Consider the following 13,463-nt stretch of genomic DNA (forward strand, 5'->3'; position numbering starts at 1 on the left):
CCGGAATCAGGCAGTTCGAGATTCCGGGTTCGCCGCTATTGCGGCGCTCCGGAATGACGCAAATGAATCAGAGCGCGCGCTTGAGCTGCTCGACGAGGTCGGTCTTCTCCCAGGAGAAGCCGCCCTCGTTGTCGGGCGTGCGGCCGAAATGGCCGTAGGCCGAGGTGCGCGCGTAGATCGGGCGGTTGAGGTCGAGATGGCTGCGGATGCCGCGGGGCGTCAGATCCATCGCCTGCGCCGCCGCCTTCTCGAGTTGCTCCTCCGGCACCTTACCGGTGCCGTGGGTGTCGATGTAGATCGACAGCGGCCGCGCCACGCCGATGGCGTAGGCGAGCTGGAGCGTGCAGCGGTCGGCAAGGCCGGCGGCAACGATGTTCTTGGCGACGTAGCGCGCAGCATAAGCCGCCGAGCGGTCGACCTTGGTCGGATCCTTGCCGGAGAACGCGCCGCCGCCATGCGGGGCCGCGCCACCATAGGTGTCGACGATGATCTTACGGCCAGTCAGGCCGGAGTCACCATCGGGACCGCCGATGAAGAACTTGCCGGTCGGGTTGATGTGCCAGATCGTCTTCGGCGTGATCCAGTCCTTCGGCAGCGCCTCGCGCACATAGGGCTCGACGATGTCGCGAATCTGCTTGGACGAGATGTCCTCGACCAGGTGCTGATGCGAAACCACGATCTCGCGCACGCCGACCGGCTTGCCGTTCTCGTACTGCACGGTGACCTGGCTCTTGGAGTCCGGACCGAGCACCTTCTCCTTGCCGGAGTGACGGGCTTCGGAGATCAGGCGAAGGATCTTGTGGGCGTAGAAGATCGGCGCCGGCATCAGATCTGGCGTCTCGTTGGTGGCGTAACCGAACATGATGCCCTGGTCGCCCGCGCCCTCTTCCTTGACCTCGCCCGGCTGCAGCGCATCAACGCCCTGGGCGATGTCGGCCGACTGCGGATGCAGGAGGATCTCGATGTCGCAGGTCTTCCAGTGGAAGCCTTCCTGCTCGTAGCCGATGTCCTTGATCGCACCGCGGACGACGCCCTCGATCTGCTCGTTGGTCACCGACTTCGGACCGCGGGTCTCACCGGCGATCACCACCTTGTTGGTGGTCGCCAGGGTCTCGCAGGCGGCGCGGATCTGCCAGGGGTCGATGCCGGCCTTCGGCCCTTCGCGGTAGAACAGATCGACGATCTCGTCGGAGATCCGGTCGCACACCTTGTCCGGATGGCCCTCGGACACGGACTCGCTGGTGAAGAGATAGGACGCGCGCATCAGTAACCCCTTGTTCCGCCGCTAAACCGGCGGGCGTTTGCGATGTTTACCTGTGGATGATGTCAATCACGCCGGCGCGAGATGACGTAGGATTCGTCGAGAAACCAGAGCCCATTGTACTTCCGCAGAACGTCCCTGGCGGCATCCAGAGTGCGGCCGTTTTGAGTCATTTCTGTCAACCGGTCGTCCTCAATCTGAGCGACATACACCGCCGCATTCCACGCTGCAAAGGCTGTCGAGGTTCCGATGGTGCCGGTTACCTCGTTGGGCAGCGCTTCCATATCATACCTGAAGATCGAGCGGTTATCCGCATATGCATTAAAATTTAAGTCGCGGCCCAACGAGCCAAGTTCATACTTAACGGCGCGCAATAGCTCATGACGGCTCACGGCGAAAGGATTTTCTCCTGGCCAGATCGCCTGGATCATTTCCATGCCCGGATCCTGGCCGTGGGAGTGGATTCCGATCAGCCGGCCTCCCGGCCGAAGTGCCCGGGCCAGGGGCGCGATGATCCGCTTTGCCCGGAAATTGACCGAGGACAGGGCGCGGTAGGGCTGGGATGCGATGACGAGGTCGAAATTGGCCTCGGTCTGGCCCGGCCGCGGAATGGTCGAATCCAGCAAGAACCTGTGGTCCTCGCGATACAGCACCAGGACGACCGGCCGTTCGTACAGCGGCATGGCCGTGCGTGGGCTGATCGCGGCGCGCCAGTTCTGCTCCAGGAACGGTCTCAGCTCCGCGATCTGCTGCTCGAACTCACCTGAAGAGGCGCCCCGCAGCGGGACCTCGTGCCAGACGGTCGCAGCCGCCGCCGCCGGCGATGCCGGCGTCAGCCAGGGCGCCTCCGAGTAGAACATGTTGGTGAAGACGAAAACCGACGCGGGATGCTCGAAAATGCGGTCCGGCACCTTCTCCAGCGTCAGGCGCAGGTCTTCCAGGCTGAGCTCCTTGCCGGCGACGTAGAACGGCATGTGCGGGTAGCGCTGATGCGTCGCGCGCAGCACCCGCGCCAACACCGTGCCGTCGCCCACGCCGGCGTCGAACACGCGCAAGGCCGGTGGGCGCGGATGGATGGAGGAAAGCTCCAGTGCGACCCTGTCGGCGACCACCCGCTTCTCGCTGCAGGTGTGGACGAACAGCAGGTACTTCTGGCGATTCTCGAAGAAACGGAAATTGCCGCGTGGATCGCGCTTTTCGGGCGGCACCTGAAGCCCGCGCGGCGGCGGCACGCCGCCGGCCATCGATGCCGCCATATAGGCCTGGATCCGGTCCAGCGTATCGATGGTGATGCGCTTGCCCTCGCGCAGGCGATGCACCAGCTTCCCATCGTTCACCGCCCGCCGGCCGAACGTCGATTCCGCCATGTCCGCCTTGCGGCAGAACTCCGTGATCTGGCTCAGGATTTCGTCGTTTTTCATGGGTGGGACGCGGTGGGCAGAAAAGTTGGGCTTCGCCTCCTAGCAAAATCTGCCCACTAAGGGAATAGAGGATCAAGGCGTCTCCCCACCGTTCGCGCCGCCGCTAGCGTGAACCCATGCACCCCGCCGGGCAACAAACAGGCGCTTCTCTCCGATGGGGCCATCGCCATGCGCCGCCTGCTCGTCGCGCTCAGCCTGCTCGCCGTAACCCTGTGGTCCGCGCCCGCTGTCGCGCAGGCGCGCAGCCAGCTTGGGCCGCTCTGCACCACCGACACGACGCCAGCGGACAAGATGATCGACGCCTGCAACAAGATCATCGCCTTGAAGGTGTTTCGAGGCGAGCAGCTTGCGACGATCCATTTCTGGCGCGCGGTGGGCTGGAACAAGAAGGGCGACTACGCAAAAGTCATCACCGACGCCACCGAAGCGATCCGGCTCCAGCCGAGCCAGGCGGCCTATAATCTCAGGGGCTCGGCCTATTACGATAAGGGCGACTACGACATCGCGATCGCCGATTTCGACGACGCGCTGAAACTCGGACCGCCCAGCGGCATCATCTTCCACAATCGCGGCAACGCCTGGCGCGGCAAGCACGACTATGCCAAGGCCATTGCCGATTACGACATGTCGATCAAGGCCGATCCGAAATCGGCGTTCTCGTTCCAGAACCGCGGCATCTCGAAACAGGCGCTCGGCGATCTCGACGACGCTCTCGCCGACATCAACCAGGCGATCCGGTTAGACCCCTCGCTGCCGCAGCCGCTGTTCAACCGCACCGCGATCTGGCGCGCCAAGGGCGATCTCGATCGCGCCATCGCCGACGGCAGCGAGGCGATCCGGCTCGCCAGGGACAAACCGCCGGCCAACATCATGACGCCGCCGAACAGCGTGCTGATCTCCGGCTACACCCATCGCGCGCTGGCCTATGAAGCGAAGGGTGACTACGCAAGCGCGCGCGAGGACTACAAGGCGGCGCTCGCGGTCGTGGCGTCGGACGCCGGCAGCAAGGCCAATCAGGCCACCGCAAAGGTGCGGCTCTCGCTCGTCACCGAAGCGCCCGCACCGGTCCCGCGCGACGCGCCGATGTCGATCGCGCAGCAGCCCAGCACGCCGTCACAGCAGCAGGCGACCGCGACGCCGGCGCCCTCGCCATCTCCGCTCGCGAGCGGCCGCGGCAAGCGCATGGCGCTGATTATCGGCAACGGCGCCTATCAACACGTCAAGGCACTACCCAACCCGTCCAGCGATGCCCGTGCGGTCGCAAAGAGCCTGCGCGACATCGGCTTCACCGTGTCGGAGGGCGTCGATCTCGACCGTGCCGCGATGCAGAAGATGACGCGCGACTTCCTGCGCGAGGCCGCCCGGGCGCAGGTGGCGGTGGTCTATTATGCCGGCCATGGCGTCCAGGTCGACGGCCGCAACTACCTCATTCCCGTCGACGTCGAACTCAAGCCGGGCACGGGCATGACAGAAGCGATGATCGACATGGACACGATCATGGCCGGCCTCAACGACCAGGTTCGCACCAACATCCTGATCTTCGATGCCTGCCGCAACAATCCCATGGCGCAGCAGGTCGCATCCGCCGGCAGCAGTCGCGGCATCGAGGGCGCTTCGGGTCTCGCTGCACCGACGAGCCTCGGCAGCGGCGCGACGTTAGGGGCCGGCACGCTGATCGCATTCGCGACCGCGCCGGGCCAGGTCGCGCTCGACGGCGAAGGCGCGAATTCGCCGTTCTCCGCCGCGTTGTCTCGCCATCTCGGCACCCCGGGGTTGGAGGTGCAGCAGATGCTGACGCGGGTGCGGGCAGAGGTGGTTTCGAGCACCAAGAACAAGCAGGTGCCGTGGTCGAACTCGTCGCTGCTGGGCGAGGTCTATCTGGCGGAGAAGTGAGATGGTCTCGTGCCCCGGACGCAGCGCAGCGCTTTCCTGGCGATGCGTAGCATCGTCCAGTTCAGCGGTGCGCTGCAGAACCGGGGCCCATTTTCCCGCGGGGGCAGCTCGTTGCTTTCTGGGTCCCGGCTCTGCACCGCAACGCTAAGCGCGTTGCAGCGCGTCCGGGACAGGAGCGAGGCGAGCGCTGCCCGTCAGTTGCCCCACACTTCCTTCGCGATCTCGACCGCAAGGCTCAGCTTCGCCCACTGCTCTTCCTCGGAGAGGACGTTGCCCTCTTCCGTCGAGGCAAAGCCGCATTGCGGCGACAGCGCGAGTTGCTCCAGCGGGGCGAACTTGGCGGCTTCTTCCAGACGGCGCTTGATGTCGTCCTTCTTCTCGAGCTCTCCGAACTTCGAGGTGATGACGCCGACCACGACGACCTTGTTGCCCTTGGGCAGGAAGCGCAGCGGCTCGAAGCCGCCGGCGCGGTCGCTGTCATATTCGAGGAAATAGCCGTCGTAATTGGTGCCGGCGAGCATGGTCTCGGCAACCGGCTCATAGCCGCCCGAAGAAATCCAGGTCGAACGGAAATTGCCACGGCAGACATGCGTCGTCACGACCATGTCGGCGGGCTTCTCGGCCAGCGCGTAGTTGATGATGCGGGCATAGATCTGCTGGAGACCGTCCGGATTGTCGCCGCGCTCGCGCGCCTTCTGCAGTTCATCCTGCGAGCAGAGATAGGCCCACACGGTGTCGTCGAACTGGAGATAGCGGCAGCCGGCATCGTAGAACGCTTTGACGGCTTTCCGGTAGGTCTTGCCGAGGTCTTCGTAGAAGGCCTCAAGATCGGGATAGACGTCCTTGGAAATCGACTTGCGGCCGCCGCGGAAGTGCAGCACTGCCGGCGAAGGTATCGTCATCTTGGCGGTGACGTGGGCCTGGTCGGCGACCTTCTTCAGGAAGCGGAAGTGGTCCAGCATCGGGTGGTCGTCGGGAAAGTCGAGCTTGTCGATCACCCGCACCGCGTCGTGCCGGGTCTGCACGCCTGCGAACTGGATGCCGGTGTCGGGATGAAACAGCTCGCAGCCGGTGAGCTTGGCCAGGAAGTCGAAATGCCACCATGAGCGGCGGAACTCGCCGTCGGTCGCGAGCTTGAGCCCGATCGAGGCCTGCTTGTGCACGACCTTCTCGATCTCCATGTCCTCGATCTTGCGCAGATCGTCGGCCGAGATCTCGCCCTTCTCGAGCCGGCTACGGGCTTCCTTGATCTTGGTCGGACGCAGGAGGCTGCCGACCTCGTCGGCGCGGAAGGGGGCTTTGGTTCGCTGCATGTCTTACTCCCTGGACATTTTAGTTTAGTGAGCCGCCGCCCCGGCGACGCCGAGATGGCGTTCCAGGACCGAGGGGTCGGTTTTCAGCGCGGCGCTCGGAGCATCGTGGACGATCGTCCCGCGCTCCAATATCACAACGCGGTCGGCCAGCCCCAGAATCTTTTGGGCATTCTGTTCGACGATGATCGAGCAGATGCCGCCTGCCCGCGTGATGCTGCCAATCGCCTTCAAGAGCTCCTCGACAATGATGGGGGCAAGGCCCTCTGTCGGCTCGTCCAGCAACAGCACTTTCGGATTGAGGGTGAGCGCGCGGCCGATCGCCAGCATCTGCTGCTCGCCGCCGGAGAGCTGGTTGCCGAAATTGCTCCGCCGCTCCTTCAGCCGCGGGAACATCTCGTAGACCTTCTCGACCGACCAGGGACCGGGCTGCGCCACCGCGGTCATGTTCTCTTCCACAGTGAGCGAGCGAAAGATGTTGCGCTCCTGCGGCACCCAGCCGATGCCGGCGCGCGCCCGCTGGTCAGGCCGGAGCGAAGTGACATCGGTGCCGGCGAGCGCCACGCTGCCTGAGAAGCGGCGGGTGACGCCGACGATCGAATTGATCAGCGTGGTCTTGCCGGTGCCGTTGCGGCCCAGCAGCGCCAGCACCTGGCCCTCGGCGAGGCGCAGGGACATGTTGGGCAGCACCACCGCCTCGCCATAACCGGCGCGCAACGAATCGATCGCGAGCAGGTCAGACATTGACCGCCTCCTCGCCGAGATAGACGGCCTTGACCTGCGGATCGCGCGCGACCTGCTCGGGCGGGCCCTCGGTGAGCAGCGCGCCCGAAACCAGCACGGAGATGCGGTCGGCGAAGGAGAACACGAGGTCCATGTCGTGCTCGATCAACAGCACGGTGACGTCGCGCGGCAGGCTGCCGACGACCGCGAGAATGTCGTGGCGCTCGCTCTCGGGCACGCCGGCGGCGGGCTCATCGAGCAGCAGCACACGCGGCTTGGCGGCGATCGCGACCGCGATCTCGAGCAGGCGCTGCTTGCCGTAGGGCAGCGTCACGGTCTGTTCGTTCATGACGTCGAGCAGGTGGAAGCGCGTGAGCAGATCGGCGATCTCGCCGTTGACGTCGCTGCGCGTGCCCATCCGCCGCCACCAGTCGCCGCCATGCCCGAGCCGCTCGGAAACGGCAAGGCCAATGGTCTCGAGCGGCGTCAGGTCAGGATAGAGCTGGTTGATCTGGAAGGTGCGCGACAGGCCGCGCAGCACACGCTTGTGCACGGGAAGATCGGTGATGTCCTGGCCTTCGAGCAGGATGCGGCCCGAATTCGGCTTGAGCACGCCGGTGAGCTGGTTGATGACCGTGGTCTTGCCGGCGCCGTTCGGGCCAATCAGCGCGTGGCGAGCGCCCTGCTCGATCTTCAAGGACAGGTCGCGGGTGACGCGCAGGCCGCCGAATTGCTTTTCGAGATTTTGGGTTTCGAGCACGATGGTCATGCGTCGCTCTCCGGCACGGCGACGACGGCCTTGCGTCCCGCAATCTGCCTGATGACCAGATTGGGTACGTACAGCACCCAGCGGTGCAGGCGCTGACGGCCGACCAGCACGATCACGACCAGCACGAGACCGATCCAGAATTGCCAGTACTGCGGGGTGATGGTGGAGAACACTTCCTGGAGCATGCGGAAGATCACCGCGCCAACCAGTCCGCCGTAGAGGTAACCGGTGCCGCCGATGACGAGCACCAGCATCAGATCGGCGGAGCGTTCGAAGGCAAACACGTCGAGCGAGGCGATCGCCGTGGTCTGGGTGAACAGCGCGCCCGCGACGCCGGCATAGAACGCCGCGAGCGTGTAGATCGCGATCAGGCGGCGGTTGACGGGAATGCCGATCGCGGCGGCGCGCAGCGGATTGTTCTTGATCGCGCGCAGCGACAGGCCGAACGGCGAATGCACCACGCGGCGGGCGAACAGGAAGAGCAGGAACAGGACAGCCAGCGAATAGAAGAAACCGGCCTTGCCGAACATATCGAAGGGAATCTGGCCGAAGATCGGCTGCATCTCGATGCCCTGCAGGCCGTCGGTACCGCCGGTGATGTTGGAGAAGCGCTCGGCGAGCGCTTCCAGCAGCAGCGCGATGCCGAGTGTCACCATCAGGCGCGTCAGATCGACGCCGCGGATCACCAGGAAACTGGTGGCAAAGCCGAGCACCATCGCGGCCAGGCCAGCGACGATCAGCGCCAACACGGGCTCGTTCACGATACCATGAAGCGCGAGAAGCCCCGCGGCATAAGCGCCGACGCCGAAGAAGGCAGCATGCCCGAGCGAGACGATGCCGGCATAGCCGAGGATGAGATCCAGCGACATCGCAAACAGCGCCAGCCGCAGGATGTCGGTCATGATCAGATAGCGCGTGGGAAATGCAAAGCCGCAGGCCAGCACGATCAGCCAGAAGGCGACTTCGCCGTAGTGCCAGCGCGCCTGGCGCTGGGCGTGATGACCGACGTCGGAGGAAGCACTCATCGGCGAACTCAACGCGCGGCCGTGCGGCCGAACAGGCCGTTCGGACGCCAGATCAGGATCACGATCATCATGGTGTAGATCACGAAGGGGCCCATCTTCGGCACGTAATATTTGCCGGCGACGTCGCCGATACCGAGCAGGAGCGAGGCGAGGAACGGGCCGGTGATCGAGGACGAGCCGCCGACGGTGACCACGATCAGGAAGTAGATCATGAACTTCAGCGGGAAATACGGATCGAGGCCAAGGATCTCAGCGCTCAGTGCGCCGCCGAGGCCGGCAAGCCCGCAGCCAAAGGCAAAGGTGAAGGCGAACACCTGCGGCACGTTGATGCCGAGGCCGCTTGCGGCGCGCGGGTCATCGACGGCGGCGCGCAGGCGGCTGCCGAAGCGGGTCTTGGCCAGCACCATCTGCAGCGCGATGGTGAGCAGGCCGCAGATCACGATGATCATCAGCCGGTAGCGGCCGATGCCGACGCCGAACAGGTCGAACTGCCCCTGAAGTGCCGCCGGCAGGTTGATGAAGACGCGCGAGGAGCCCTGGATATAGTCGACGGCAGCAACCGACATGAAGGTCAGGCCGATGGTGAACAGCACCTGATCGAGATGGCTGCGCGTATAGAGGTGGCGGTACAGCGTCCGTTCGAGCGCGATGCCGATCGCGGCAGAGGAGACGAAAGCGAGCGGGAGCGCTGCGAAGAACGGCCAGCCCATCCGGTTGACCAGCACCATGCAGACATAGCCGCCGGCCATGGCGAAGGCGCCATGGGCGAGATTGACGAAGTTCATCAATCCAAGCGTGACCGCAAGCCCGCACGCGAGCACAAACAGCAGCATGCCGTAGGCAACGCCATCGAACAGGTTGGTGAGGATAGAGGTCATCGTCTCAGCTTAGAGTTATCGTCATGGCCGGGCTTGTCCCGGCCATCCACGTTCTTGTCCGGACTTTGTTTTCCTGGCTTCGCGTGGATGCCCGGGGCAAGCCCGGCCATGACGCGGAGCAAGGGGCATGATATCCCGGGTTCGCGCTAATGCGCGCCCCGGGATGCCCCGCTTTCGCGGGTCACTTCTTGGTCTTGCCGAGATCCTTGACGGCCTCGAAAGTCGCGAACTCGACGTTGTAGAGCTCGCCGTCGACCTTCTCGACCTTGCGGATGTAGATGTTCTGGACGATGTCGCGGGTCTCGGGGTCGATCGAGATCGGGCCGCGCGGGCTCTCCCACTTCTGGCCCTTCATGGCCTCGACCAGCTTGGTGCCGTCGGTGTCGCCATTCGTCTTCTTGAGCGCCTCATAAATCAGGTGGATGCCGTCATACCCGCTCACCGCCATGAAGCCCGGACGATTGCCGAACGCCTTCTTGTAGGCTGCCACGAAATCCTTGTTCATCTGCGAGGGGTGCGCCGCGGAGTAGAGATGCGCGGTGACCGTGCCGAGCACGGCGTCGCCCATGTTGTTGAGCAGGTCGTCGTCGGTGACGTCGCCCGGCCCGATCACCTTGATGCCGGCCTTGTCGAGGCCGCGCTCGGCATACTGCTTCATGAAGTTGCCACCCTGGCCGGCCGGCACGAACACGAAGATCGCGTCCGGCTTGGCGTCCTTCATGCGCTGCAGAAACGGCGCGAAGTCCGGGTTTTGCAGCGGCGTCTTGACTTCTTCGACCACCTCGCCGCCGCCTGCGGTGAAATTCTGCTTGAAGAAGTTGAGCGCGTCATTGCCCGGCGCGTAGTCGGAGGTGAGCGTCGCCACCTTCTTGATGCCGTTCTTCACCGCCCAGTCGCCGATGATGGTCGAGGACTGCGCCAGCGTGAAGCTGGTGCGCACGATATAGGGTGAGCGCTCGGTGATGATGGAGGTGCCGGCCGCCATCACGATTTCCGGGATCTTGGCTTGCGTCGCCAGCGGCGCGGCCGCCAGCGCGGCCGGCGTCACGCCGAAGCCGGCGATGAAGTTGACCTTGTCGTTGACGATCAGCTCCTGCGCGGCGGTCTTGGTCTTGTCCGGGATCGCGGCGTCGTCCTTGAGGATGATCTCGATCTTCTTGCCGGCGACGGTGTCGCCCTTCTGCTGCATGTAGAGCTTGATCGCGTTCTCGATCTGCTTGCCGGTCGAAGCCTGGCCGCCGGTCATCGGCAGGATCAGGCCGACCTTGACGGTGTCCTCGGCCTTGGCAGACGCAAGGCCTGCAACGCCCGCGATGGCGGCTGCTGCTACGGTGCGTGAAAAAATTCTGCGTTCGAACATCAGATGTCCCTCCCCTTCATTCCTGACCTGTTGTGCGCCAGACCGAGTACCCGGTCCTTGCCGCGCTCTAACCTACGGACAAGCCATGCCGCGCGGCCACATGGCGTCCTCTGCAACCCCGTTGTCAATCGGACGTTGGGCGACCATTCGGCGCAAGCCGCGCGATCGGATCGACGGCGGAGGAGATATTTGTACGATTGTACAAATAAAATGGCCCTGTCAACAAGAAAGCCTTTCGCTGTGCGAGCCGGGTCCCTCCGGGTCGATACTGCACGGTAAGAGCGCCCGGCGGCGACGTGGCTGGAGAAATCCGCCTCCGCTTTGCAGAATTCGAACATTCGCCGGACGACGAGATCGAAATTCCCAACTCCGATTGCCCCCGCCGAAAATACGGACTGTATACCGTACCACCTAAAGAGACCCAATCAACGCCTAAAATTGCGTATTATTTTACCATTATGTATACAAACAAATCCGTCGTCGAATAGGCCAATTTTACTTGTTGAGGACTAGAGTGCGCCGCTGGCGCCCATCGGGCGCCGGTCATCCGCGCCCGGTCCAGTTCGACCCAGAAGATGCTCATGCGTATCCGTTTGCCTTCAATCGCTGCCGTCGTTGCCTTGCTGGCTTCCAACCTTGCCGGCTGCGGCACCGTCAACGAAAGACTCTCCGCCGGCATGGGCGACTCAATCCCGCAATGGGCCGGCGGGCTGCCGGCCGATGCCCCGCCGCGAGCGGGCACGCCGCAATACGACGCCTACATGAAGGAGCGCGAACGCAAGCGGCTGCTGCCGGCGGCGGATCGCGAGAAGGAAGAGCAGGCGCAGAAGGGCGCGACCGGGACCGCGCCGGCTGGCGCGGTGCGCTAAGGGAGCGAATGGCGAATAGGGAGTGGCGAACATGGCCACCCCTTCTATTCGCTACTCGCCACTCACTATTCGCTAATCCACAAACACCACGGTCTTGCGGCCGTTGAGAATGACGCGGTCGTCGAGGTGGTAGCGGATCGCGCGGGCCAGCACGCGACGCTCGATATCGCGGCCCTTGCGAACGAGATCCTCAGGCGTGTCGCGATGGCTGATGCGCTCGACGTCCTGGTCGATGATCGGACCTTCGTCGAGATCGCGCGTGACGTAATGCGCGGTGGCGCCGATCAGCTTGACGCCGCGCTCATGGGCCTGGTGATAGGGCTTTGCGCCCTTGAAGCCCGGCAGGAACGAGTGATGGATGTTGATGCAGCGCCCCGAAAGCTGCGCCGACAGATCGTCCGACAGGATCTGCATGTAGCGGGCGAGCACGACCAGATCGGTCCTGGTCTTGGCGACGAGGTCGAGGATCTGTGCCTCCTGCTCGCGCTTGGTCTCCTTGGTCACCGGCAGATGGTGGAACGGAATGCCGCCGAAATCGAGCCCGCCATAGACCTCGCGCGGATGGTTGGAGACGATGGCGGCAAGCGTCATCGGCAGTTCGCCGGTGCGCCAGCGATAGAGGATGTCGACCAGGCAGTGGTCCGACTTCGACACCAGCAGCATCACCTTGCGATGCGCGGCCCGATCGCGCATCTGCCAGTCCATGCCGAAACGCTCGGCGATCGCGGCAAAGCCGGTCTGCAGCGCCGACAGTTCCACGGCGAGATCGGCCGCGGTGAACACCACGCGCATGAAGAACTGCTTGGTCTCGATGTCGTCGAACTGCTGAGCATCGAGAATGTTCTGTCCGTTGTGGGCGAGAAACGTCGACACCGCCGAGACGATGCCGGGACGATCCGGACAGGACAGGGTCAGGACATATTGATGATCGGGCATGTTGATGAACAGGCTTGGCTCTTGATGAAGGTTTGGGCAAATGATGCGGAACGACCCGCGATTTGCGCCCTGCTCTATCACCGACGTCCCCTTGCGCCAATCCCAAGACTTGCTTCGACCTGAAGCGCGGAGTCAGGATGAACGGACGACTGCTTTAACTGCCCGGAGTACGCCCATGGCCGAACGCTTGAACGGCTACCGCATCCTGATCCTGGAAACGCGCGAGGAGGCGCAGTTCTCGAAGCTTCTGGGCGAGCAAGGCGCCGAGGTCGTGCAATGCCCGATGTTTACCATCCAGGATGCACCGGACCCTGCTCCGGTCGAGGCCTGGATCCGCCGCGCCACCGACAAGCCCCTTGACGACCTTGTGCTGATGACCGGCGAAGGCCTTCGGCGGATCATGAAGCTCGCGCGGGCGCGTGGGCTCGACGGCGCGTTTGTCGCAGCCCTCGCCGGATCGCGAAAATTCACCCGCGGCCCGAAGCCCGGCAAGGCGCTGCGCGAGGTCGGCCTCGAAGCGCAGCAGACCACGGGCAAGCCGACCACCGAGGGCGTGATGGAGATGCTGGGCAAGCTCGACCTGAAGGGCCGGCGCCTTGGCCTTCAGCTCTATCCCGACAAGGACCATGGCGCGCTGATCGGCGCCCTTGCCGCGCAAGGCGCCGAGGTCGATGCCGTGCTGCCCTATGCCTACGATTCCAAGGCAGCGGATGCCAACATCGTCACCGCCATCGACGACATGGCCGCGGGGCGGATCGATGCCGTCGCGCTCACCAATCTCGGCCAGGTCCGCCGCCTGATCGAGGCCGCCAAGGCGCATGGCAGCGAGGCGAAGCTGCGCGCCGGCTTCGACCGGACGCTGATTGCGTCGGTGGGCCCGGCGGTTTCGGGTGAGCTTGCTGCCCATGGACTGCGCACGGACGTCTCGCCGGCCGATGAAGCCTATTTCATGCGGCCTCTGATCTCGGCGATGGCAGCCGCGCTCGCGGAGAAGCTGCCCCGGCAAGGAAGGTAAGGG

At 64.3% G+C, this 13,463-nt stretch carries 12 protein-coding genes; 3 read left to right on the top strand and 9 right to left on the bottom strand.

What is annotated here, in order from left to right; all coding sequences use genetic code 11:
- Positions 1–67: 67 nt before the first annotated feature.
- Positions 68–1,264: a methionine adenosyltransferase gene (metK, locus tag XH81_RS00655; protein ID WP_028143345.1), complete on the bottom strand. Its 1,197-nt coding sequence runs from the start codon at positions 1,262–1,264 to the stop codon at positions 68–70.
- Between the two features lie 62 nt (positions 1,265–1,326).
- On the bottom strand, positions 1,327–2,682 hold the full coding sequence (locus XH81_RS00660) for a hypothetical protein (RefSeq protein ID WP_028143346.1): 1,356 nt from the start codon (positions 2,680–2,682) through the stop codon (positions 1,327–1,329).
- A gap of 168 nt (positions 2,683–2,850) precedes the next feature.
- Here XH81_RS00660 and XH81_RS00665 point away from each other — a divergent pair, with 168 nt between their 5' ends.
- A complete protein-coding gene (locus XH81_RS00665) occupies positions 2,851–4,575 on the top strand; it encodes a caspase family protein (protein ID WP_028143347.1) in 1,725 nt (574 codons plus the stop codon).
- A 194-nt stretch (positions 4,576–4,769) separates the two neighbouring features.
- Here the strand turns inward: XH81_RS00665 and XH81_RS00670 are convergent, their stop codons facing one another.
- From XH81_RS00670 to XH81_RS00695, 6 genes are all read right to left on the bottom strand, one after another.
- Entirely contained in the window at positions 4,770–5,888 is a 1,119-nt protein-coding gene (locus tag XH81_RS00670) for a cobalamin-independent methionine synthase II family protein (RefSeq protein ID WP_028143348.1), read from the bottom strand.
- 24 nt (positions 5,889–5,912) lie between these two features.
- Positions 5,913–6,629 (bottom strand): ABC transporter ATP-binding protein, encoded by a 717-nt coding sequence (locus tag XH81_RS00675; protein WP_028143349.1) that lies wholly within the window; start codon positions 6,627–6,629, stop codon positions 5,913–5,915.
- Positions 6,622–7,377: an ABC transporter ATP-binding protein gene (locus tag XH81_RS00680; RefSeq protein ID WP_028143350.1), complete on the bottom strand. Its 756-nt coding sequence runs from the start codon at positions 7,375–7,377 to the stop codon at positions 6,622–6,624. Before XH81_RS00680 ends, XH81_RS00675 begins: the two co-directional genes overlap by 8 nt.
- The gene (locus tag XH81_RS00685) at positions 7,374–8,402 is read right to left on the bottom strand and encodes a branched-chain amino acid ABC transporter permease (protein ID WP_028143351.1); all 1,029 of its coding nucleotides are present in this window, start codon (positions 8,400–8,402) and stop codon (positions 7,374–7,376) included. The genes XH81_RS00680 and XH81_RS00685 overlap by 4 nt, the downstream gene beginning before the upstream one ends.
- Before the next feature lie 8 nt (positions 8,403–8,410).
- Positions 8,411–9,280 carry a branched-chain amino acid ABC transporter permease gene (locus XH81_RS00690; protein ID WP_028143352.1) on the bottom strand — a complete coding sequence of 290 codons (870 nt, stop codon included), beginning with the start codon at positions 9,278–9,280 and terminating at the stop codon, positions 8,411–8,413.
- Between the two features lie 181 nt (positions 9,281–9,461).
- Positions 9,462–10,640, bottom strand: coding sequence for an ABC transporter substrate-binding protein (locus XH81_RS00695; RefSeq protein ID WP_028143353.1), 1,179 nt, complete (start codon positions 10,638–10,640; stop codon positions 9,462–9,464).
- Between the two features lie 575 nt (positions 10,641–11,215).
- Here XH81_RS00695 and XH81_RS00700 point away from each other — a divergent pair.
- The gene (locus tag XH81_RS00700; RefSeq protein WP_028143354.1) at positions 11,216–11,509 is read left to right on the top strand and encodes a hypothetical protein; all 294 of its coding nucleotides are present in this window, start codon (positions 11,216–11,218) and stop codon (positions 11,507–11,509) included.
- Positions 11,510–11,581: 72 nt separating this feature from the next.
- On the opposite strand, the gene purU is transcribed toward XH81_RS00700, so the two are convergent.
- On the bottom strand, positions 11,582–12,445 hold the full coding sequence (gene purU / locus XH81_RS00705; protein ID WP_028143355.1) for a formyltetrahydrofolate deformylase: 864 nt from the start codon (positions 12,443–12,445) through the stop codon (positions 11,582–11,584).
- 175 nt (positions 12,446–12,620) lie between these two features.
- Here purU and XH81_RS00710 point away from each other — a divergent pair, with 175 nt between their 5' ends.
- Positions 12,621–13,460: a uroporphyrinogen-III synthase gene (locus tag XH81_RS00710; protein WP_028143356.1), complete on the top strand. Its 840-nt coding sequence runs from the start codon at positions 12,621–12,623 to the stop codon at positions 13,458–13,460.
- The last annotated feature ends 3 nt before the right edge of the window (positions 13,461–13,463 follow it).

Origin of the sequence: Bradyrhizobium sp. CCBAU 25360 (assembly GCF_028128695.1) — a bacterium.
Lineage (GTDB): Bacteria > Pseudomonadota > Alphaproteobacteria > Rhizobiales > Xanthobacteraceae > Bradyrhizobium > Bradyrhizobium ottawaense.